Source organism: Bacillus tuaregi (assembly GCF_900104575.1).
Taxonomy (GTDB): domain Bacteria; phylum Bacillota; class Bacilli; order Bacillales; family Cytobacillaceae; genus Bacillus_BD; species Bacillus_BD tuaregi.
This window is the reverse complement of record NZ_LT629731.1, coordinates 3147277-3169941: the sequence shown is the minus strand read 5'-3', so window position 1 is coordinate 3169941 and position 22665 is coordinate 3147277. Positions and strand designations below refer to the sequence as shown.

The following is a 22665-nucleotide window of genomic DNA, read 5'->3' as shown; positions in this document are numbered from 1 at the left end:
TATTTACCCGGAAATTGAACCAAAACTCTATTATTCTCTTATTTTTCTTTTTTCTTGTGTTTGACAAAATAAAGAACCTTTGACCTAAAATCAATATATTGTGGTGTTGAAAATATTTATAACACAATATATTGATTTTGGTAGCGGCGTATGATAAGTTTAGTGTACTGTAAAATAATAATGACTAACTAGAGTTTCATGTTGATTGATAGCAGCATAGAGGGACATGGAATCTATTTTTAAGGAGTTGTATATATGTCTGTTGCCCTAGGAAAAAAAATGAATTTGGATGCACAACGATTAAACAAAGACATTGAACTTTTTCCACAAGTTCATCCGATAACCCCTGATATGAACATTACTCACAAAGGGGTCTCCCGCCTGGTCATGCTTGATCGTTATACGTTCAAGGATACTGAGAAAGTTACAATGGCCAGTGGAGACTTTGTTGTCCTCACCATTAAAGAAGATCCAAAATTTCCTGCCCGCGGTTTAGGTTATATTCTTGATATTGATTGGGTGAAAAAATCTGCAAGAGTATTGGTAGAAGAAGAATTCAGGGGAGTTCTCGATGATCCTGACGAGGCAAAGACAGGAATTATCAGACGTCCTTTAGATGTGATTGAGAAGCCGCTGGAAGTCTATTACGAGCAAATTGCCAAGCGTAATGCAACGGGCTTGGCTTCAGTAGAAAAAACAGAGGAAAAGCGACAGGAATGGTTTGAAAAGTTCTATCAGGAATTAGTCAATTTAAACTTTATCCCTGCAGGTCGTGTATTATATGGAGCAGGCGCCGGAACAGATGTGACGTACTTTAACTGCTACGTTATGCCATTTGTTCAGGATTCCCGTGGTGGTATCTCAGAGCACCGTACAAAGGTAATGGAAATCATGAGCCGCGGCGGCGGTGTTGGAACAAACGGTTCCACACTAAGACCTCGCAATACACTGGCAAAAGGTGTAAACGGTAAATCCTCCGGATCTGTATCATGGTTGGATGATATTGCGAAATTGACTCATTTAGTTGAGCAGGGCGGGTCGCGCAGAGGGGCCCAGATGATTATGCTGGCGGACTGGCATCCAGACATTATGGAATTTATTATCTCGAAAATGCAAAATCCACGTATTTTGCGATTCTTAATTGACAATACCGAAGATGAGAAAATTAAAAAGCTTGCAAAAGACAAGCTGAAATTTACCCGCTTAACAGAGCAGGAGAAAGCGATGTACCAAGGAATTATTAATTACAAAAATATTCCCGGCTACGGCGGTTTCAGTGAAAGCATTATTGCCCATGCAGAAGAAACACTGGCAGAAGGCGGAACATACTCCGTTAATAATCCTGAGTTCTTAACAGGAGCCAATATTTCTGTATGTTTGACGAAGGAGTTCATGGAAGCTGTTGAAAACAATGCTGATTATGAGCTTCGATTCCCTGATACAGAAAGCTATGATGCTGAAGAAATGAAAGTTTATAATGAAGAATGGCATAAAGTAGGCGATGTTCGCGAGTGGGAAAAGATGGGTCATAAAGTTCGCACGTATAAGAAAATCAAAGCAAAAGAGCTTTGGAATCTCATCAATATCTGTGCAACTTATTCTGCAGAGCCAGGCATTTTCTTCATCGATAATGCCAATGATATGACAAATGCCCAAAGTTATGGTCAAAAAGTAGTTGCGACAAATCCGTGTGGTAGAGTAGCTTAGTTTGCCTCACGTTAAAAATTGCGGAATTAAGCGGGAAGGCTGAGATATGGTAATTAACGACACTTTAGTAAGATTATGATAAAATTTTACTAGGTGATAAAAATGAAAAAGCAATGTAAAAAGTGCAATCAAATAAAAGATTTGAGTTGTTTCGGAAAGCGAACAGACAGCAAAGATGGTTATAGACATGATTGTAAAGAGTGTGTATCTCAAAGAGTAAAGATTTGGGGAAAAAATAATTTTTGGAGGAATCGAGCAAAGTCCTTCAATAATGGATCTGGCAGAAGAAACGGAAAAGCTGGAAACAGTATAAGAAGCTCCGAACCTATATCAGAAATTGATTTAGAACGACTCTATGAGAAAACTCCTTATTGCCATTACTGTAAAGTTCCACTCGAAAAAGAGGAAATCGTCTTTGAGCATAAAATACCTCTCAGCAGAGGTGGTAAGCACTGTATACAGAATGTCTGTGTAAGCTGTCATGATTGCAATCAACTTAAAGGCACAAGAACTGAAGAAGAATTTCTAAAGTTCATATATCATTACATTGCAAGATTTCGTTAATTATCAGCTAATCCGAACCGAAGGCTAGAGGTAAAAATCTAGTCAGGGGCAACGCATACTCGGTGATCCTGCTGTTAGCAGACTATAACCCGGGCACGAGGCCGCAACATTTTCCTTATGGGAAATGAAAATATATGCTGATCTTGCAGGAATTCAACTGTAAGAACTAGAGGATAAAAAGCCTCTAGGATAACAAAAATGGAACAACCTCTTGCACCATATTCTGTTTGTAACCTTGCAGCGGTTAACTTAGCAGAGATGGCTGATAAAGAAACAAAAACAGTTAACTTTGAAAAGCTAAAAAGAACGGTTGAAGTGGGCGTACGCATGCAGGACAACGTTATTGATGCGACACCATACTTCCTAGAAGAAAATAAAAAGCAAGCACTTGGAGAACGCCGTGTCGGCCTTGGTGTCATGGGACTGCATGACTTATTGATTTACTGTGAAACAGAATATGGCTCTGAAGCAGGAAACAAGCTTGTTGATGAAGTATTTGAAACGATTGCGACAACTGCTTACCGTGCATCAGTTGAGCTTGCGAAGGAAAAAGGCAGCTTCCCATTCTTAACAAGCGAAAAAGAAGAAGAAACAAATCGTTTACGCCAAGCATTTATTGACACAGGCTATATGAAGAAAATGCCTGAAGACATTAGAGAGTCTATTCTGGAGCATGGCATCCGTAATTCACACTTACTAACTGTTGCTCCGACTGGATCTACTGGTACAATGGTGGGAGTTTCAACAGGACTTGAACCTTACTTCTCCTTCTCTTATTTCAGAAGCGGAAGATTGGGTAAATTTATTGAAGTCAAAGCGGATATTGTTCAAGAGTATTTAAACAAGCATCCTGAAGCAGATCAGGAAAACCTTCCAAACTGGTTCGTCTCAGCCATGGAGCTTGACCCAGAAGCACATGCTGATGTCCAATGTGTCATCCAGCGCTGGATTGACAGCTCCATCAGTAAAACGGTTAATGCGCCAAAAGGCTATAGCGTTGAACAAGTAGAAAAAGTTTACGAGCGTTTATATAAAGGCGGTGCAAAGGGTGGAACGGTTTATGTTGATGGTTCCCGTGATGCACAGGTACTTACATTAAAAGCTGAAGAAAACAACTTCGAGCAGACACATGAACATAAAAAAGAAAAGTCTAAGCAGCATGTTGTATTACTTGATACGATCAACGATTTACGTTCAACATCTGTAACCATTGGATCAGAGGTCGGCGATACTTGTCCGGTCTGCCGCAAAGGTACAGTAGAAGAGATTGGCGGCTGTAACACATGCACAAACTGTAATGCACAATTGAAATGTGGTTTATAATCTATTATTAAGCAGAAAAAGGATGGGTCTCCCGTCCTTTTTCTTTTTTTATTTTGTCCATGGTACTATCCATACCAGCTTCTGATTAAAGATGTATTAATAAATACAGAATAGGAGTGGCTGATATGTATATAGATGGTGTTTTTTCTGGAGGAGGTATTAGGGGAATTGCTTTAATTGGGGCAATTGAGGAAATTGAGAAACGAGGCTATCAATTTGCTCGTGTGGCTGGTTCCAGCGCCGGTGCGATTATTGCTGCCTTTTTGGCAGCGGGCTACAAAAGTAAAGAAATCTTTGAATTGGTTGATGAGATGGACTTGAAAAATCTATTGGATGAACGTAAGTCCTTTCTGCCATTTTCATTAACAAAATGGGTCGGCTTATATTGGACACTTGGATTATATAAAGGTGATGCTCTTGAAGTCTGGCTGGAGAATGTATTAGCAAAAAAGGGGTTACAGACTTTTTCAGATTTGCCACAGCAGAAGCTACGCTTCATTGCTTCTGATATAACAAATGGCAGGCTACTAGTTATTCCTGATGATCTTGAAAAATATGGCCTAGACCCGAAACACTTTCCCATTGCAAGAGCGATTCGAATGAGCTGCAGCATTCCTTATTTCTTCGAACCAGTTCGATTAAAGGTAGATCGTGAAACCAGTATTATTGTCGATGGTGGTGTATTAAGTAACTTTCCTATTTGGTTGTTTGAAGATGAGCATAATCAAAGAGAACGGCCGATTATTGGAATCAAGCTTAGTCCTAAAATGGATGACGTGCCTAAAAATAAAATTGAAAATGCGATTCAGTTATTTAAGGCCTTATTTGAAACGATGAAGGATGCACATGATGCCCGACACATATCAAGCAAACAGGAAAAGGACATTATTTTTATTCCGTCAGATGGCGTGTTTGCGACGGAATTCGATTTAAATGATGAAATGAAACAACGGCTCGTCCAGCAGGGAAGAGAGTGTGCAATTAGGTTTTTTAACAACTGGAGATATGATCGAAAGTTTAAAGTAATCTGAAACCAAAAAAAGACCAAGTCTCAAAAGAATGAGGCTCGGTTTTTCTTTTTCCCTTTTTTTCCTTCAATTACTGTTAGCTGAGGATTTGAGTGATTCTTTCTGGCCCTCAATTTTTTGATGGATGTTAGGTTGCCTGTTTTTTTCTTTGGCTGACTAGGTTCCTTCTGATTCTGTCTTTTTACAGATCTTTTTGCAGCTTTAACAAAAGCGCGTTGCTCACGTTTAGCAGGGCTTGGTTTATGAAAGCTCCTTACCAGAAAGAAAATAACAGCTCCAATCACGAGCATGACAGCAATTCCTTTGAAAAAACCGGCAGGATTTGTATAGAGATTAGATGCTACCCCAATGACTGCTAAAACAATTAGCCCAATAACAATATAGAACGAAATCCGATTTTTCAAGAAAGCCACCTCCCTAAGAGCATGATAAGCACTTTTTCCAGTTTTTAAACGCAAATTGCATAGAAAATACGATATTTATACTAATTATTCTGATTTATTTGGTTATCTCCTTATTATATAAGAATATTCGGAATAAACAACTAAAAATCCTTTAAAAAAATGAAGTTTTAGTTCTTTTTTTCGAGGTATACCAAAATGAGAAAATAGGAATATTTTTAATATATATAATATTAAGAAATCAACGCTTTGTGTGTAGATTAATCCTATTTTCTAATTATATTTTACATCAAAATGTGTAAAACTGCTATCGTATGAAAGGACTCGAATATATTTCCTGCAATATCTATAGAATAACAGGTAATTAATATATAACAATAATAAATTGCTCAAATTATCTCCTGATATTTATCCTAAGAGATGTAAGGTTTATGGGGGATAGGACATACTAAAAATGGAGGTGTTATCAATGGCTGATGAAAAGCTTTCGAGAGAGGAAATGAAGGAAAAACCAATGTCGTTTATGACGCTTGTTGTTTTAACTGGATTAATCGGCGGGATTATTTTTGCTTGTTTAGGATACCTTGCGTATATCTTTAGTTTTACAGAAATTCCGCCGCGCGTCATTTTAGAACCATGGGCACTTGGAGATTGGAAAAAAGGCTGGCTAGGAACGGTAATTGCAATTATTTTAATTGGAGTTCTTTCAATCGTTGCAGCTCTGCTATATTATGCAACCTTAAGAAAGTTCAACAATATATGGGTCGGAATTGCCTATGGAATTGTACTTTTTCTACTTGTGTTTTTTGTGTTAAATCCGATTTTTCCGGGAATTCGTCCTATTAATAAGATCGATTTAAACACTATTATTACTTCAATTTGCTTGTACTCGTTGTTTGGGTTATTTGTGGGCTATACCATTTCCTATGAGGAAAATGAAATTCGCAGCAGTAAAAAGGAAGAAGAAGCATCAAGTGCATAAATAATGGGGGATTGTCTGTTTTTGTGGGACAATCCTTTCCATATTGTGAATGAAGCACCTTGTGGTAAAATATTAAATAGTAAGAATTGACAAGAGGGTGTCCTAAAGATGTCCGGCATCCAACAACATGGGCCAGCATCTTGAGACACCTTCGAACGTTAAAGGAGAGGATCAATTGGAAAAACTAGACAAACTCCGTGCTGCGATTGAAATTCAAGGATTGGACGGTATCTTAATTACGAGTCCATATAATCGGCGCTATGTATCAAATTTCACTGGATCTGCAGGCGTTGTGCTTATTAGTCTTGATAAAGCCGTTTTTATTACCGATTTCCGTTATGTTGTACAAGCATCAAAGCAGTGTGAAGGCTTTGATATTGTCCAGCAACAGAAAAGTATGTCTGATGAAATTGCAAACCAGGTAACCTCGCTTGCGATTAAAAAGCTCGGTTTTGAACAAGACTATGTTACATACTCCACCTTTAAAGAGTTTGAGTCGGTCATTCAGGCTGAACTAGTTCCTGTTTCAGGGATGATAGAAAAATTACGCTTGATTAAGAGTGAAGCAGAGATTAAGATATTAAAGGAAGCGGCCGAGATTGCGGATGCGGCCTTTACTCATATTTTACAATTTATTCAACCTGGAGTGTCTGAGCTGGAGATTTCGAATGAATTGGAGTTCTTTATGAGAAAAGCAGGCGCTACTTCATCTTCCTTTGATACGATTGTGGCTTCAGGATATCGTTCTGCCCTCCCGCACGGTGTTGCTTCAGATAAGCTGATTGAAATAGGCGATTTGGTTACGCTTGATTTCGGCGCCTATTATCATGGATATGTTTCAGATATCACTCGTACCATAGCAGTGGGTGAACCTGATGCAAAATTAAAAGAAATTTATGATATTGTATTAGAAGCACAAAAACTTGGTGTTGCTGGTATTAAGCCAGGTATGAGCGGGAAGGAAGCCGATGCTCTTACAAGGGATTATATAACCGCAAAAGGCTATGGTGAGTATTTTGGTCATTCGACAGGACATGGAATTGGACTGGAAGTACACGAAGGTCCAGCTCTTTCACTAAAGTCGGACCTTGTTCTTGAACCAGGCATGGTCGTAACCGTTGAACCGGGAATTTATATTCCGGGACTTGGCGGTGTTCGGATTGAAGATGATACCGTAATTACACCTAAAGGGAATGAAACGCTGACCCATTCAGAAAAAGAACTCATTGTACTATAACTTCATCATTTTTAGGAGGATTTATTTATATGATTTCAGTAAACGATTTTCGTACAGGCTTAACAATTGAAGTGGATGGAGGAATCTGGCGTGTATTAGATTTCCAACATGTTAAACCAGGTAAAGGTGCAGCGTTTGTTCGCTCTAAGCTTCGTAACTTACGAACAGGGGCTATCCAAGAAAAAACGTTCCGTGCAGGTGAAAAAGTAGCAAAAGCTCAAATTGATAACCGTAGAATGCAGTACCTTTATGCAAACGGGGATCAACATGTGTTTATGGACCAAGAGTCATATGATCAAATTGAATTAGCAGCAGCAAGCATTGAGTATGAATTAAAGTTCTTGAAAGAAAATATGGAAGTACATATTATGTTATACCAAGGTGAGACGCTTGGTGTTGAGCTTCCAAACACAGTGGAATTAGAAGTGACAGAAACAGAACCAGGAATAAAAGGTGATACTGCTTCTGGCGGTACCAAGCCAGCGACACTTGAAACAGGTCTGATTGTTCAAGTACCATTCTTTGTTAACCAAGGTGATCGTTTAATCATCAATACAACTGATGGAAGCTATGTATCAAGAGCTTAATATAATGTAAAGCAAAAAAGCAACAGCCTAACGAAGCTGTTGCTTTTTTGCTTTATGAATAAATCTTTTCTTCATGTACACCTTTGTCTTTTATGTATGAACTCTAATAAAACAAGGTCATATTGTGGCCAAGCAGGCATACATTTTAATGAGTGCCATTCATACAAGAAAAGAGGAGGAAAATCATAGTGGAAGTAGTTCTGTCCTTTTTACCAAAAAATATCTCCCATCAAATTAAGCGCCTCCCTCCTAACGAGATGCAAGAAATAGAAGAAATTCGTGTCCGAGTCAATCGACCTCTCGAGATTTCAGCAAGAGGTACTGCACATTTTTTCCCCTATCTAGTACAGCAGGAGGATGCTGTTCACTTACTGAATAAAATTAGTCATTTTTCCTTATACGCTCTTGAAGAGGAACTAAAACGCGGTTTTATAACGATTGAAGGAGGACATAGGGTCGGTCTAGCAGGAAAGGTTGTGCTTGAAGCAGGCAGGGTGAAAGCAATTAAAGAAGTTGCATCGTTTAATATCCGAATCGCAAGTGAAAAAATAGGCATTGCCGATAAGCTTATTAACGATATATACGTAGGGAACTGGCTTCATACAATGATTATTGGTCCGCCACAAACGGGAAAAACCACAATGCTAAGAGATATTGCCCGTATTATTTCAAGCGGTGATGCAGGTGGGAAATTTAAGGCAGCAAAGGTCGGCATTGTCGATGAACGGTCAGAGATTGCCGGTTGTGTCGCAGGAATTCCGCAAATGTCGTTTGGACCAAGAGTGGATGTACTGGACGCGTGTCCAAAGGCGGAAGGGATGATGATGATGATTCGTTCCATGAGTCCAGATGTGCTTATTGTGGATGAGATAGGCAGGAAAGAGGATTCAGAAGCTATTTTGGAGGCAGTAAACGCAGGGATTAAGCTGATGATGACGACTCATGGTGACTCATTTGCTGAGATTTGCAAACGGCCAACGCTAAAAGCCATCCTTCAGGAAGGTATCTTTCAACGCTTTATAATATTAGGTCGGAGTGTTGGACCAGGCACCATTATTAGCGTATTAGATCATGAAGGCCGAGAGCTTGAATCTAGAGTGAGAGTGGATTGATGTGATTAAACTAACCGGTGCAATTTTGATTATTTTTGCCACAACCTGGACAGGGTTTGAAGCTGCGAGACAGCTGTCAGAACGTCCACGTCAGCTTCGTGTGTTAAAAACAGCTCTACAATCATTAGAGGCAGAAATTATGTACGGTCATACTCCTCTCCATGAGGCATCAAGGAGACTGGCGGCACAGCTGCCAAATCCAATTAATCGCTTCTTTTCAATTTTTGCTCAGAAGCTGACTGAATCTGAAACGATTGTCCGCGATGCATGGGAAGGGAGCTTAAAGGAAATCTGGGCTCAAACAGCATTTAAGAAAAATGAATTTGAAATTATGAAGCAATTTGGTGAAACTCTCGGGCGTCATGACCGGCTTTCCCAGCAGAAACAAATTTTGCTTACCTTGACCCACTTGGAAAGAGAGGAAAGTGAAGCACGTGAAAAGCAGACTAGATATGAAAAAATGGTTAAAAGCATAGGATTTCTAGCGGGTCTATTATTAAGCATATTATTAATGTAGCTTATGAGGGGGAAATAAAATGGGTCTTGAGGTTGATATTATCTTTAAAATTGCTGGGGTTGGGATTGTTGTTGCCTTCTTACACACAATCCTTGACCAGGTTGGAAAAAAGGAATATGCCCAATGGGTGACATTATTTGGCTTTATCTACATTTTATTTATGGTTGCATCGATTGTGGATGATCTTTTTCAAAAAATTAAATCGGTCTTTTTATTTCAAGGGTAAAGGGGGGATCGGCGATAGAAATTTTCCAAATAATTGGAATTGCGCTAGTTGCCACCTTCCTTGCCTTAATCATAAAAGAACAAAAGCCTAACCTTGCTTTTTTACTGATTGTCTTTACTGGATGTGCGATTTTTTTATTTTTAGTCGATCAAATCTATGCCATCATTTCTATGATTGAGAAAATGGCACTCAATGCAGGTGTGAATTCTGTTTATGTAGAAACGATTTTGAAAATAATTGGTATCGCCTATATTGCAGAATTCGCTGCACAAATTTCGAAGGATGCAGGTCAAGGCTCCATGGCTTCGAAAATCGAGTTGGGTGGGAAAATATTGATATTAGCTATGGCCATCCCCATTTTGACTGTTTTGGTTGAAACCATCATTAGCTTGATTCCAAATTAATCTTGAGCATTTTCTAGAGAGGTGAAAGAAATGAAGCAGCGGTTATCTATTTTTCTACTATTCTATGTTGTCGCGTCCTTTCTCCTCATCCCTAGTGTACAAGCCTCGCCACAAGAAGAGGATCCAATTGTGGAATCTGGAATCCAGGATTTAGTAGATTCTCAGTTGGAATCATTAGATTTGGATGAACTGAAAGCATTTTGGGAGGACATTATGGATGAATATGGTGGTTTCCTGCCAGAAAGTCAAAAGGGCAGTCTCTATGATTTTGTTAAAGGAGAGAGAGAGTTTTCCTTTAAAGAATGGTTCTCGGGTGCTATGAAATATGCTTTTCATGAATTTATTGCTAATGGGAAGCTGCTCGGAACACTCGTCATGCTAACAGTCTTTAGCATGTTTTTACAGTCATTACAAAATGCATTTGAAAGTGGCACGATTAGTAAAGTAGCTTATGCTGTTATTTTTATGGTGTTAGTCATTATTGCCTTGAACAGCTTCCATGTTGCGGTTACATATGCACTTGATGCCATAAGGACAATGACCAGCTTTATTATGGCGCTCATCCCTTTGTTACTCGCGCTTATTGCCGCGTCAGGGGGATTGGTCTCCGCAGCCTTTTTTCATCCAATTATCCTATTTTTAATGAATATGAGCGGTGTTTTCATTCAATATATTGTCCTGCCCTTATTATTTTTGGCAACGCTGTTAAGCGTTGTCAGTGCATTAAGTGATCAGTACAAAGTAACCCAGCTTGCCAACCTGCTTCGTAATGCTAGCATTGCCCTCTTAGGTCTTTTTTTTACTATATTTCTAGGGGTGATTTCTGTCCAAGGGGCATCAGCGGCTATTACGGACGGCATTACGATTCGGACGGCTAAATTTATTACCGGAAACTTTATTCCTGTAATAGGAAGAATGTTTACAGATGCCACCGATACGGTCCTCAGTGCTTCTGTATTATTGAAAAATACTGTCGGGATCGCTGGTGTGGCCATTTTACTTATTATTGTTGCGTTTCCAGCTTTAAAAATATTAATTGTTGCCCTTATCTATCAGTTTGCCGCTGCCATTCTACAGCCATTAGGCGGCGGACCCATCATTAAATGCCTGGATATCATTGGGAAAAGCATCATTTATGTCTTCGCTGCCCTTTCCATCGTGTCTCTCATGTTCTTTTTAAGTATTACGGTCATTGTTGCGGCCGGTAATTTAACCATTATGGTGAGGTAGGGAGGTGCTGCATGGAATTTATTAAGGAATGGGTAACGAATATTATCCTATTTGTACTATTTGCGATGATGATTGACATGCTGCTCCCGAATTCAAAGTTTCAAAAATATACAAAAATGGTTATTGGCTTGTTGTTAATTGCGATTATATTATCGCCTATTTTTAAGCTGATTTCTCAAGATTTCGAAGCAACAATGGCTTCAATTCCAGATTTCGGAAACCATGAGGAACATAATATAAAAAATTTAATAGATTCACAGAAAACTGAAATACAAGCCTCACAAGATGCATATATTTTAAAACAAATGGCTGTCCAGCTGAAAAAGGACGCAGAGGAGGAGTTGATGGACCAATACGGTTTAGTGATTACAGATCTGAATTTATTAGTAGATAAAGATAATCAACGCCCTTTCCCTGAGAATTTGCAGAAGGTAGTCATACAGCTACAGGAACCAAGTGATGAAACAGATGCTATTGTTGCAATCAATCCAGTCGAAATTAATACAGCAGAACCGCTTGTGACGGAGGAAAAAACAGAAAATAACGCAAATATAATCCAGCTCCTTTCCGATAAATGGAGTATTGATGACCAATTAATTGATCTTCAAATAGAAAGGGGGGGCAAGTCAGCAGAATGAAACAGCATAAAGGACCGTTCTCATGGTTGAAAAAGCAATTTTCAAAAGATGAGCAGGGCGATAATAAAAAAGGAAAATATCCTTATTTAGTTCTAGTTGTTTTATTCGGGGCAGGGTTTATGCTAGCTGGAAATCTATTCATAAATGATGAAACGGCCCAAAATGCACTACCGGCTTTTAATAAGGACGAAAACCAGCAGGAGGATGTGGAAACCTTCGGCCAAGGGAAAGCATCCGGTAATAATGTGATAGAAGAATATGAACAGGCCTATGAAAATCAAATAAAAGAGGCTCTTGATACGATTGTAGGTGTTAGTGATGTAACAGTTGTCGTAAACGTCGACTCAACCGAGAAAAAAGTACTAGAAAAAAATATTAAAACTCAGTCACAGGTCACAGATGAGACTGACCGTGAGGGAGGGAAAAGAAAAGTCGAGGATACTTCTTCAGATGAACAGCTTGTCATCATCCAGGACGGAGATAAAGAAGTTCCGATTGTACTAGAAACGAAAAAACCGGAAATTCGTGGTGTCTTGGTTGTGGCAAAGGGTGCTGAGAATATTCAAGTGAAAAAGTGGATTAAAGAGGCCGTCACTAGGGCACTGGATGTTCCGGAGCATCGTGTTTCTGTTTTACCGAAAAAAACGAAGGGGGATTCGTAAATGTTATTAAAAAAGCAAACAGTCTGGTTATTAACAATGCTGAGTTTAGTTGTCGTTTTATCCGTTTATTATCTTACGTCGCCAGAACAGCAGCAGAATGAATTAGCAGCCATTGAGGAGAAGAAGGATGCAGAGGAGAATCCGGAGAAAAATGCAGATGATGCTGTTTCCAGTGGTGCACAGGAGGATGCAGAAATCATCACAAACGCTGCTGGTGATGAAGCATTTGAAACACTCCGTATGCAGCTGCAGGATGAGCGGAGTCAAATGAAGGAAGATTTAACGAAAAGAATCGCTTCCACTGATCTTCCTGTGGAGGATCGCAGTGAAGCAAAAGAACAAATGGATGAATTAAATGAAATAGCTCAAAAGGAGCTATTGTTGGAAACATTAATTAAATCTATGAATTATGAGGATGTATTAGTACGTGCTGATGGTGACCAAGTGAATATTACCGTAAAGGCAGAAAAACAATCTGCTTCAGAGGCAAATAAAATTATTCAAACAGTTAGAAGTGAACTAGGTCCTCTTCACGCTGTTGTAGAATTTCAAATGGCTAAATAAAAGGCTACTTTAGAAATATGGCTTCAGGATTATATTGTTCTTAAATGGAAATTAATAACCATTTTAATAAAGCCTATAAAAAAAGGGAGAAGTATAGAAACTTCTCTCTTTTTTGTTATGTAACAGATAAAGTGTAGAAATTTCTCTTTTTTTTGAATATTATAAAGGAAAATGACAATTAATGTCGAAATTAAAGACTAGACCATTAATTGTTGTTTTTTTATCAGGTCTTATCGTATGATATTAGTATCTGATTACATAAGACCGTTTTACAAAATTTTGGTCTGCCTGAGATGGGCGATAATTTAAACAGGGGGCATTTTAACATGTTAAAGGTGCAGGAAATCAGGGAATTAATCAAACTAATTGATCACTCGAAAATCGAGGAGTTTACTTTTGAGCATGATGGCTCAAAAATTAAAATGAAGAAGAACGTAGGCGGATCTGTTAATGTTGTCAAGACAGTTGAACAACCAGTGGAAAAAACGGTAACAGAAGTTGTACAAAAACCAGTGGTACAAGAAGCACCAGTGGAAAAAGCTGTAGCAGTACAGACTGAGGCAAAGCCAGAAAAAACAGAAATCAAAGATACATCTGATTTACATAGTATCACGTCACCAATGGTGGGTACTTTCTATCAATCACCAACACCTGATTCAGATCCATATGTTAAGGTAGGAGCAAAGGTTTCTAAAGACTCTATTGTATGTATTGTAGAAGCAATGAAGCTATTTAATGAGATTGAAGCAGAGGTAGACGGTGAAATTGTTGAAGTATTAGTAAAAGACGGACAGTTGGTAGAGTTTGGACAACCGTTGTTCCTAGTTAAGCCTGAATAAGGAGTTGCACAAAATGATGATAAAGAAATTATTGATCGCAAACAGGGGAGAAATTGCGGTAAGAATTATTCGTGCTTGTCGCGAACTTGGAATTGAATCAGTAGCTGTATATTCAGAAGCTGACAAAGATGCACTCCATGTTCAGCTTGCAGATGAAGCCTACTGTATTGGACCAACTGCTTCAAAGGATAGTTATTTAAATGTTACAAACATTATCAGTATTGCAAATAAAACGGGCTGTGATGCGATTCATCCAGGCTATGGGTTTTTAGCGGAAAATGCTGATTTTGCCGAGTTATGCCGTGATTGCAATATCATCTTTGTCGGCCCAACTCCAGAGGCCATCTCTAAAATGGGTACAAAGGATGTTGCTCGTGAGACAATGAGAGAAGCTGGAGTACCTATTGTTCCTGGTTCTCAAGGAATTATTAATACAGTAGACGAAGCAATTGAACTTGCTAATAAAATCGAGTATCCTGTGATTATTAAAGCAACCGCTGGCGGAGGCGGAAAAGGAATTCGTGTTGCTCGTGATGAAAATGAACTCGTTAAGGGAATCAACATTACACAACAGGAAGCCATGACTGCATTTGGTAATCCAGGGGTTTATCTTGAAAAATATATCGAAGATTTCCGTCATGTTGAAATACAGGTATTGGCCGATAATTATGGAAATGTGATTCATTTAGGAGAGAGAGACTGCTCCATCCAAAGAAGGCTGCAAAAGCTTCTTGAAGAAACACCATCACCGGCATTAGATGGTGAAATTCGTGAAGAAATGGGAACGGCAGCGAAAAAGGCTGCAAAGGCAGTTGATTATACTGGTGCAGGCACGGTAGAATTTATATATGACTACCGCAATCGTAAGTTTTATTTTATGGAGATGAATACACGAATCCAGGTAGAGCATCCTGTTACAGAAATGGTAACTGGAACAGACTTAATTAAGGAGCAAATTCTCGTTGCTTCTGGTGAGAGATTAAGTTTGAGTCAAGAGGATGTTGAATTTAATGGATGGTCTATTGAATGCCGTATTAACGCAGAAAATCCTGCTAAAAACTTCATGCCTTCTCCAGGGAAAATTAATATGTATCTACCACCTGGCGGTTTAGGAGTACGTGTTGATTCAGCAGCCTACCCAGGGTATGCGATTCCTCCGTATTATGATTCAATGATTGCAAAGGTTATCACATATGGAAAAACTCGTGATGAAGCTATTGCCAGAATGAAAAGAGCTTTGAGTGAATTTGTGATTGAGGGTGTTCACACAACGATTCCATTCCACCTTAAATTGCTAAACCATGAAAAATTCGTAAACGGTGAATTCAATACAAAGTTCTTGGAGTTACATGATGTGATGAAATCAATGTAATAATAGGAGGTACCATTATGAGCGTAAACAACATTCTAGAAATGAGTCCGGGTAGCAATAATCTTGGAAAAGTGGAAATAGCCCCTGAGGTTATTGAGGTAATCGCTGGGATAGCTGCATCTGAAGTTGAAGGTGTAGCACAAATGAGAGGAAATTTTGCTTCTGGAGTCGTTGAACGTCTAGGAAAAAAGAATCATGGAAAAGGTGTTAAGGTTGAATTGCTTGAGGAAGGTATCAAAGTCGATGTTTATTGTGTAATGAAATTTGGTGTTTCTATTCCAAATGTAGCACAAGGCATTCAAGATAATATTCGTCAAGCTCTTTTAGATATGACCGCCTTGGAAACAGTCGAGATAAATGTTCATGTGGTAGGAATCCAGTTTGAAAATAGTAACCAAGAAATAGAAATCGAAGATGAAATGTAACATAAAAATACCAAGGACATAACGTCCTTGGTATTTTTATGTTACCGTAATGAAGAAAAAGAGTATTAAACGAATTGGAATACCAAATGTTATGAATATATAATATCCAGTTGAAAAACACAAAAATAAAACCTGCATAGAAGTGCGAATACTCTCGAGATATGCTATTATCGTCTTATGTGAAAATGGACATGATAGTGTAAACACATATTGATAATCTTGGGTTTCGCCCATTACATACTAAAGGAGTTATAGAACGTAATGAAAAGAAGAACTGCTAGAGAAAAGGCTTTACAGGCTATCTTTCAAATTGAAATGAGTCAAACAACGATAAGTGACGCTATGGAACATGTACTTGAAGGAGAGCCGAATGATCCTTATTTAATGAACCTTGTCAATGGTGTCGTGAATCATATGGAAGAAATAAATGTAATAATCTCTAAACATTTAGAGAAATGGACACTTGAACGGTTAGCCAACGTTGACCGCAATATTTTACGTTTGGCTGTATATGAATTGCTTTACTGCGGGGAGGATGTACCGGCAAATGTTGTCTTAGATGAGGCAATTGAAATTGCGAAGATTTACGGCGATGAGCAATCAAGCAAGTTTATTAACGGAGTTCTTTCAAAGGTGAAAAATACTTTATAAATACCTTTTGTGATTGTAAATGGTCCTAAGCTGCAGCGCTTAATCGCTTAAGGTAAGGTCATAAGCGGTGACGATGAGAAAGTGAAGGACCAGCCTTCCGCATTTCAGATAAGGGAGCTTGTAAGGATGGAGCAGCGTTTTTTAACGGTTACTGCGTTAACCAAATATATCAAAAGAAAATTTGATGCAGACCCCCATCTTCAAGATGTGTTTGTTAAAGGGGAAATATCAAACTATAAGCAGCATTCCAGTGGACATATGTATTTTACGCTAAAGGATGAAAGGGCGAGAATTTTGGCTGTCATGTTCTCGAGTGCTAATAAGAAGCTAAAGTACTCGCCTGAAAACGGAATGAAGGTCTTGTTACGTGGCAGCGTGAGCGTATTTGAGTCGAGTGGACAATATCAAATTTATGTAAAAGAAATGCAGCCAGATGGCATTGGTGACCTTTATTTAGCATTTGAACAGTTAAAAGAAAAATTGGCAAAAGAGGGCCTATTTGCTTCAGACAATAAAAAGAACCTGCCTCAGTTTCCTAATACAATCGGTGTTGTTACGTCCCCAACCGGTGCGGCCATTCGGGATATATTAACGACGATTAAAAGGCGTTACCCGATTGGAAATGTATTAATATTTCCTGCTCTAGTTCAAGGCGAACAGGCCGCACCTTCCATTGTATCGGCGATTAAGCAGGCAAATGATACAAAAAATCAGGTAGACGTTTTAATTATTGGTAGGGGTGGAGGCTCCATCGAGGAATTATGGGCCTTTAATGAGGAGATGGTGGCAAGAGCTATCTATGAATCAGAAGTTCCCATAATATCAGCGGTCGGTCATGAGACAGATTTTACAATTGCCGATTTTGTTGCCGATCTTAGGGCTCCAACCCCAACAGGTGCTGCTGAATTGGCTGTTCCGCATGTGGATGAATGGGCTGAAAGAGTCCTGACGAGGCAGACTCGCTTAATCCGTGCAATTAAGGAAAAAATCAGTCTGCAAAGTAGTAAGCTTGAACGGATGGAAAGGTCCTATGCTTTCAGGTATCCGCACAGGCTGTATGAGCAAAAGCTTGAAGAGCTGGATAAAAGGACAGAGCAGCTCTTCACTAACTCCCAGAAGCTTTTTACTGTGAAAGAAGCGCAGTTGGAGCTCATTGAAAAAAGACTAGCGCGAAATCATCCCGATGCCAAGCTACAGGAAGCAACGGTTCATTATGAAAAATCACTCAAGTCGCTAACAAAGGCGATGATGTCGGTTCTAGCTAAAAAAGAGGCGGATTTTTCAAATAGATTATCTACCTTAGAGGCCTTAAGCCCATTAAAAATTATGGAACGTGGCTATAGTCTTACTTATAATAATGAAGGACAGTTACTTAAAAGTTCAAGGAATGTACAGATAAAGGATACAGTGCGGATCAAGTTGTCAGATGGAGCACTAATGTGTCAAGTGACTGACAAAGAGGAGTGAGTATGGTGCCAGAGGGAAAATCAATTACCTTTGAAGAGGCAATGGAACAATTGGAAACAATCGTGGAAAGGCTTGAGGAGGGAGATGTCCCGTTAGAAGAAGCGATCACGATTTATAAAAAGGGAATGGAGCTGTCGAAGCTGTGTCATGATAAGCTGAAAAACGTTGAAGAACAGCTTACACAAATATTGACCGCAGATGGACATAAAGAGAACTTTTCTATTCCAGAGGAGGAGTAAACGTTGTCAATCCTACAGTTGGAATCTTTTTCTACAAAATATAAAACATTACTCGAAGAATATCTACAGAAAACCATTAATCGATTACAAGCTCCTCAGGTTTTAAAGGAAGCGATGCAGTACTCTTTAGAGGCAGGAGGAAAAAGAATAAGGCCGCTCTTGTTATTTGCTACACTACACGCCTTTCAAAAAAATCCAGAGATTGGCTTGAATTCAGCAGCGGCAATTGAAATGATTCATACTTATTCATTAATACATGATGATTTACCGAGTATGGATAACGATGATTTAAGAAGGGGAAAACCGACCAATCATAAAGTGTTTGGAGAAGCAAACGCCATCCTGGCAGGGGATGCGCTTTTAACATACAGCTTTCAACTGATTGTTGAAACACCGGGTATAGAGGCGGAAGCGAAGCTTGAGCTGGTGCGACTCATTGCCCAAAGCTCTGGTGCTGAAGGAATGGTAGCAGGTCAAGTCGCTGATATGCTAGGAGAGGAAAAGGAATTAAGTTTAGAAGAGCTCGAATATATTCATGTTCATAAAACCGGTAAAATGCTTACAGGCAGTGTTCTGGCGGGAGCCATTCTGGCGGGAGTCAATGAAGAAAAAAGGAATTGGCTAAAGCAATTTTCCTACCATTTAGGACTGGCTTTTCAAATACGTGATGACCTTCTTGATGTTGATGGAGATGAAGCAGTGATTGGTAAGCCGGTTGGAAGCGATGAGGGGAATCACAAAACGACTTATCCAGCACTTCTGGGAATTAATGGCGCTAAAGCAGAACTCATGAAGCAAATTCAGTTAGCGAAAGACTTTCTTCTAAAACTAGATGAGGACACACAAATATTAGAAGAAATAACTGACCTTGTCGAGAATAGAAATTATTAATCACTGTTATTTTGATAAAAAACGTAGCCATTTATGGAAGAATACCGTTAACACTTTAAATGTGCTAGCGGTTATTTTTTCAATAGGAGCCGTTTCCTATTCGCTTTTTTATAAAATGGTTTGGAAAATCGGTTATGATAAGGTAATCTAATGTTATATCGAGATAACAGAACCTTTTTTTTGCGGTTAACCCGTAATGATTCGGAAAAATGCTAATAAATATCCTTCTTTTACATCAATAGGAAGGAAAGAATATGAATTAAATTGAAAATGAAAGTGAGTGATCCAAAGATATGGATCTTTTAGATATTAAAGACCCCTCGTTTCTCAAAAATCTTTCTATTAATGAATTGGAGGAGCTGAGTAAAGAAATCCGCCAATTTTTAATTAGCAAGCTTTCTGTTACAGGAGGTCATATCGGTCCAAATCTTGGAGTGGTTGAATTAACTATCGCCCTCCATAAAGCCTTTAACAGTCCTAAGGACAAATTGATTTGGGATGTTGGACATCAAACTTATGTCCATAAGATATTAACAGGCAGGGCGAAGGATTTTGACTCATTGCGTCAATATAAGGGACTGAGTGGATTCCCAAAAATCGGTGAAAGTGAACATGATGTATGGGAAACCGGTCACAGCTCAACCTCCTTATCGGCTGCTATGGGTATGGCGATTGCAAGGGATCTCAGAAAAGAGAATTCGTATATTATTCCTATTATAGGCGACGGGGCGCTTACTGGCGGAATGGCCTTGGAAGCGTTAAATCACATCGGTGATGAAAAGAAAAATATGATTGTCATCTTAAATGATAACGAAATGTCGATTGCTCCAAATGTCGGAGCGCTTCATAGTGTATTAGGACGTCTTCGTACTGCTGGTAAGTATCAGTGGGCGAAGGATGAGCTGGAAATGCTGCTGAAGAAAATTCCCGCTGTAGGTGGAAAGCTAGCCTCAACGGCAGAACGAGTGAAGGATAGCTTAAAATATTTACTTGTATCTGGTGTCTTTTTCGAAGAGTTAGGTTTTACTTATTTGGGTCCTGTCGACGGACATAATTATGAAGATTTGTTGGAAAATCTTAATTATGCTAAGAAAATGGATGGTCCTATTTTACTGCATGTACTGACTAAGAAGGGGAAAGGGTATGACCCGGCAGAAAGTGACCGCACAGGTAATTGGCATGGGACCGGACCTTACAAAATCGATACAGGCGATTTCCTTAAACCGGTTAGCTCACCGCCTGCATGGAGTAAACTCATAAGTGAAACGGTGAGAAGATTGGCAAGGGAGGATGAACGAATTGTAGCGATTACACCTGCAATGCCTGTAGGCTCGAAGCTTGAAGGGTTTGCTTCGGAGTTTCCGGAGCGGATGTTTGACGTCGGGATTGCCGAGCAGCATGCCGCAACTGTAGCGGCTGGACTTGCGACGCAAAATATGAAGCCGTTTTTAGCGATTTATTCAACATTCTTACAGCGTGCCTATGATCAAGTGGTTCATGATATCTGTCGCCAAAATCTCAATGTTTTTATTGGCATCGATCGTGCCGGTCTCGTTGGAGCAGATGGTGAAACCCATCATGGAATCTTTGATATTGCCTATCTTCGTCATCTTCCGAATTTAGTTATTATGATGCCAAAGGATGAAAATGAAGGTCAGCACATGGTTTATACCGCCTTGCAATATGATGATGGTCCGATTGCCTTAAGGTTCCCTCGTGGTAATGGACTAGGCGTTCCAATGGATGAAACCTTAAAGGCGATTCCTATTGGTTCATGGGAAGTATTAAAGGAAGGTCATGATGCAGTCATTATTACCTTTGGGACAACGATTCCACTGGCGTTGGAAGCGGCTTCTCGCTTAGAGAAGCAAGGCAGTACAATAAAGGTCATTAATGCCCGCTTTATCAAGCCTTTAGATCATCATTTATTAACAGCTATTCTTCAATTAGATATTCCAATTTTAACTATCGAAGAAGCCGCTCTCCAGGGTGGGTTTGGCAGTTCAGTATTAGAGTTTGCACATGGTCATGGGTTTCATGATACAGAAATCAGTCGTATCGGTATTCCTGATCATTTTATAGAACATGGAAGTGTCAAAGTGTTATGGGAAGAAATTGGTTTAACAGTAGACGAAGTTATCAAGAATATCAGTACAATGGTTATAAAAAAACAAAAAAGGGCATGAAAAATGAAGAGTAAGAAGGAACGTGTAGATGTATTGTTGGTGGAGCAAGGCTTGTTTGAAACAAGGGAGAAGGCTAAACGAGCCATCATGGCTGGAATTGTCTATTGTAATGAAAGCCGATTAGATAAGCCAGGGGAAAAAATCCCTGCTGATTCCAAGCTGACGGTGAAAGGAAAGACACTACCTTATGTGTCAAGAGGCGGTCTCAAGCTGGAGAAGGCATTACAGGTATTTGATTTAAATATTAAAGAGAAGATTCTGCTCGATATTGGTGCTTCAACTGGAGGGTTTACTGATTGTGCTCTCCAGAATGGCGCAGCGATGTCCTATGCTGTAGATGTTGGTTATAATCAATTGGCGTGGAAGCTCAGACAGGATGAACGGGTTGTTGTCATGGAAAGGACAAACTTTCGGTATGTAACGCCTAGTGACTTCACTTTTGAGATGCCGAATTTTGCTTCGATTGATGTTTCTTTTATCTCTTTAAAGCTGATACTACCTGTGCTTAGAACATTGCTTGTTACTGGAAGTGATGTAGTAGCGCTTGTAAAGCCTCAATTTGAAGCCGGCAGAGATCAGGTAGGAAAAAAAGGCATCGTTAGAGATCCGAAGGTTCATGAAAGTGTCATTACCTCTATGATCGATTACTCCCTGAAATTAGGCTATGATGTGAAAAATCTATCCTTTTCCCCTATCACGGGTGGAGAAGGGAATATCGAATTCCTGTTGCATTTATATTGGTCAGGTGAAAAAGAACAGGGGATCAATGAATTAATATCAGCACCAATGGATATTGTTCAGACAGCCCATAGCGACCTAAAAGCAAAGGATAAAAAAGAGAATGAATAATTATTCATTCTCTTAATTGAGAAAGCTGACAAAATCCGCTAAGATAAGAGGGATAGATTTGAACGGGAATGGTATAAGAGGTGAGAAAATGACTAAAGGTCAACGACATATAAAAATTCGTGAAATTATAACGAATAATGATATTGAAACACAGGATGATCTTGTAGAAGCGCTAAAAAATGCAGGCTATAATGTGACACAGGCTACGGTTTCACGTGATATTAAAGAGCTTCATTTGATAAAGGTCCCGCTAACAGATGGACGTTATAAATATAGTCTTCCCGCTGATCGACGCTTTGACCCGCTGCAAAAGCTAAAAAGAAATTTAATTGATGCTTTTGTACGCATTGATTCAGCCAGTCATCTTTTAGTAATGAAAACATTGCCTGGTAATGCAATGGCCATAGCGGCTTTAATTGACCATCTTGAATGGGAAGAAATATTGGGTACAGTCAGCGGTGATGACACGATATTAATTATTTGCCGTACCGAAGAAGATACAGTTACCATTTCAAATCGTTTTCTCGGATTGCTCTAATTCGCCAGAGCGAATTTGATTAAAGA

At 39.2% G+C, this 22665-nt stretch carries 24 protein-coding genes and 2 pseudogenes; 25 read left to right on the top strand and 1 reads right to left on the bottom strand.

Going from position 1 to position 22665, the window contains the following annotated elements:
• Window positions 1–255: 255 nt before the first annotated feature.
• The 4 genes and pseudogenes from BQ5321_RS17615 to BQ5321_RS17600 form a co-directional block, all read left to right on the top strand.
• Window positions 256–1695, top strand: a pseudogene (locus tag BQ5321_RS17615) (vitamin B12-dependent ribonucleotide reductase); the annotation flags it as partial.
• A gap of 114 nt (window positions 1696–1809) precedes the next feature.
• Complete coding sequence (locus BQ5321_RS17610; RefSeq protein ID WP_071395727.1) at window positions 1810–2271, top strand: HNH endonuclease; 462 nt, start codon at window positions 1810–1812, stop codon at window positions 2269–2271.
• 201 nt (window positions 2272–2472) lie between these two features.
• Window positions 2473–3594 (top strand): annotated as a pseudogene (locus BQ5321_RS17605) (vitamin B12-dependent ribonucleotide reductase); the annotation flags it as partial.
• 125 nt (window positions 3595–3719) lie between these two features.
• Window positions 3720–4625 (top strand): patatin-like phospholipase family protein, encoded by a 906-nt coding sequence (locus tag BQ5321_RS17600; protein ID WP_071395726.1) that lies wholly within the window; start codon window positions 3720–3722, stop codon window positions 4623–4625.
• A 20-nt stretch (window positions 4626–4645) separates the two neighbouring features.
• Here the strand turns inward: BQ5321_RS17600 and BQ5321_RS17595 are convergent, their stop codons facing one another.
• On the bottom strand, window positions 4646–5035 hold the full coding sequence (locus BQ5321_RS17595) for an SA1362 family protein (RefSeq protein ID WP_315970108.1): 390 nt from the start codon (window positions 5033–5035) through the stop codon (window positions 4646–4648).
• Between the two features lie 457 nt (window positions 5036–5492).
• On the opposite strand from BQ5321_RS17595, the gene BQ5321_RS17590 reads away from it, so the two are divergent.
• The 21 genes from BQ5321_RS17590 to ahrC all read left to right on the top strand — a co-directional run bounded on the left by BQ5321_RS17590 (window position 5493) and on the right by ahrC (window position 22639).
• Window positions 5493–6005, top strand: coding sequence for a YqhR family membrane protein (locus tag BQ5321_RS17590; protein WP_071395724.1), 513 nt, complete (start codon window positions 5493–5495; stop codon window positions 6003–6005).
• A 175-nt stretch (window positions 6006–6180) separates the two neighbouring features.
• Window positions 6181–7242, top strand: a complete 1062-nt coding sequence (locus tag BQ5321_RS17585) for a M24 family metallopeptidase (protein WP_071396968.1) — start codon at window positions 6181–6183, stop codon at window positions 7240–7242.
• 29 nt (window positions 7243–7271) lie between these two features.
• Window positions 7272–7829, top strand: a complete 558-nt coding sequence (efp, locus tag BQ5321_RS17580; protein ID WP_071395723.1) for an elongation factor P — start codon at window positions 7272–7274, stop codon at window positions 7827–7829.
• A 188-nt stretch (window positions 7830–8017) separates the two neighbouring features.
• Window positions 8018–8941 carry a stage III sporulation protein AA gene (gene spoIIIAA, locus BQ5321_RS17575; RefSeq protein WP_071395722.1) on the top strand — a complete coding sequence of 308 codons (924 nt, stop codon included), beginning with the start codon at window positions 8018–8020 and terminating at the stop codon, window positions 8939–8941.
• Between the two features lies 1 nt (window position 8942).
• On the top strand, window positions 8943–9458 hold the full coding sequence (gene spoIIIAB, locus BQ5321_RS17570; RefSeq protein WP_071395721.1) for a stage III sporulation protein SpoIIIAB: 516 nt from the start codon (window positions 8943–8945) through the stop codon (window positions 9456–9458).
• Window positions 9459–9477: 19 nt separating this feature from the next.
• A complete protein-coding gene (spoIIIAC, locus tag BQ5321_RS17565) occupies window positions 9478–9684 on the top strand; it encodes a stage III sporulation protein AC (protein WP_009794945.1) in 207 nt (68 codons plus the stop codon).
• Window positions 9685–9704: 20 nt separating this feature from the next.
• On the top strand, window positions 9705–10088 hold the full coding sequence (gene spoIIIAD, locus BQ5321_RS17560) for a stage III sporulation protein AD (RefSeq protein WP_084786847.1): 384 nt from the start codon (window positions 9705–9707) through the stop codon (window positions 10086–10088).
• A gap of 30 nt (window positions 10089–10118) precedes the next feature.
• The gene (gene spoIIIAE / locus BQ5321_RS17555) at window positions 10119–11318 is read left to right on the top strand and encodes a stage III sporulation protein AE (protein ID WP_071395719.1); all 1200 of its coding nucleotides are present in this window, start codon (window positions 10119–10121) and stop codon (window positions 11316–11318) included.
• An 11-nt stretch (window positions 11319–11329) separates the two neighbouring features.
• Window positions 11330–11956, top strand: coding sequence for a stage III sporulation protein AF (gene spoIIIAF / locus BQ5321_RS17550; protein WP_071395718.1), 627 nt, complete (start codon window positions 11330–11332; stop codon window positions 11954–11956).
• Window positions 11953–12618, top strand: coding sequence for a stage III sporulation protein AG (gene spoIIIAG / locus BQ5321_RS17545; protein ID WP_071395717.1), 666 nt, complete (start codon window positions 11953–11955; stop codon window positions 12616–12618). The genes spoIIIAF and spoIIIAG overlap by 4 nt, the downstream gene beginning before the upstream one ends.
• The gene (locus BQ5321_RS17540) at window positions 12619–13182 is read left to right on the top strand and encodes a SpoIIIAH-like family protein (protein ID WP_071395716.1); all 564 of its coding nucleotides are present in this window, start codon (window positions 12619–12621) and stop codon (window positions 13180–13182) included.
• A 326-nt stretch (window positions 13183–13508) separates the two neighbouring features.
• On the top strand, window positions 13509–14021 hold the full coding sequence (accB, locus tag BQ5321_RS17535) for an acetyl-CoA carboxylase biotin carboxyl carrier protein (RefSeq protein ID WP_071395715.1): 513 nt from the start codon (window positions 13509–13511) through the stop codon (window positions 14019–14021).
• 16 nt (window positions 14022–14037) lie between these two features.
• Window positions 14038–15393 (top strand): acetyl-CoA carboxylase biotin carboxylase subunit, encoded by a 1356-nt coding sequence (gene accC / locus BQ5321_RS17530; RefSeq protein ID WP_071396967.1) that lies wholly within the window; start codon window positions 14038–14040, stop codon window positions 15391–15393.
• Between the two features lie 17 nt (window positions 15394–15410).
• The gene (locus tag BQ5321_RS17525) at window positions 15411–15818 is read left to right on the top strand and encodes an Asp23/Gls24 family envelope stress response protein (RefSeq protein WP_071395714.1); all 408 of its coding nucleotides are present in this window, start codon (window positions 15411–15413) and stop codon (window positions 15816–15818) included.
• Window positions 15819–16079: 261 nt separating this feature from the next.
• On the top strand, window positions 16080–16469 hold the full coding sequence (gene nusB / locus BQ5321_RS17520) for a transcription antitermination factor NusB (protein WP_071395713.1): 390 nt from the start codon (window positions 16080–16082) through the stop codon (window positions 16467–16469).
• 126 nt (window positions 16470–16595) lie between these two features.
• Window positions 16596–17936 carry an exodeoxyribonuclease VII large subunit gene (gene xseA, locus BQ5321_RS17515; protein WP_071395712.1) on the top strand — a complete coding sequence of 447 codons (1341 nt, stop codon included), beginning with the start codon at window positions 16596–16598 and terminating at the stop codon, window positions 17934–17936.
• 2 nt (window positions 17937–17938) lie between these two features.
• On the top strand, window positions 17939–18175 hold the full coding sequence (gene xseB, locus BQ5321_RS17510) for an exodeoxyribonuclease VII small subunit (protein ID WP_187143758.1): 237 nt from the start codon (window positions 17939–17941) through the stop codon (window positions 18173–18175).
• Between the two features lie 3 nt (window positions 18176–18178).
• On the top strand, window positions 18179–19066 hold the full coding sequence (locus tag BQ5321_RS17505) for a polyprenyl synthetase family protein (protein ID WP_084786846.1): 888 nt from the start codon (window positions 18179–18181) through the stop codon (window positions 19064–19066).
• A 293-nt stretch (window positions 19067–19359) separates the two neighbouring features.
• On the top strand, window positions 19360–21252 hold the full coding sequence (gene dxs, locus BQ5321_RS17500; RefSeq protein WP_071395711.1) for a 1-deoxy-D-xylulose-5-phosphate synthase: 1893 nt from the start codon (window positions 19360–19362) through the stop codon (window positions 21250–21252).
• Window positions 21253–21255: 3 nt separating this feature from the next.
• Entirely contained in the window at window positions 21256–22101 is an 846-nt protein-coding gene (locus BQ5321_RS17495) for a TlyA family RNA methyltransferase (protein ID WP_071395710.1), read from the top strand.
• 88 nt (window positions 22102–22189) lie between these two features.
• Complete coding sequence (ahrC, locus tag BQ5321_RS17490; RefSeq protein WP_071396964.1) at window positions 22190–22639, top strand: transcriptional regulator AhrC/ArgR; 450 nt, start codon at window positions 22190–22192, stop codon at window positions 22637–22639.
• Window positions 22640–22665 lie beyond the last annotated feature (26 nt).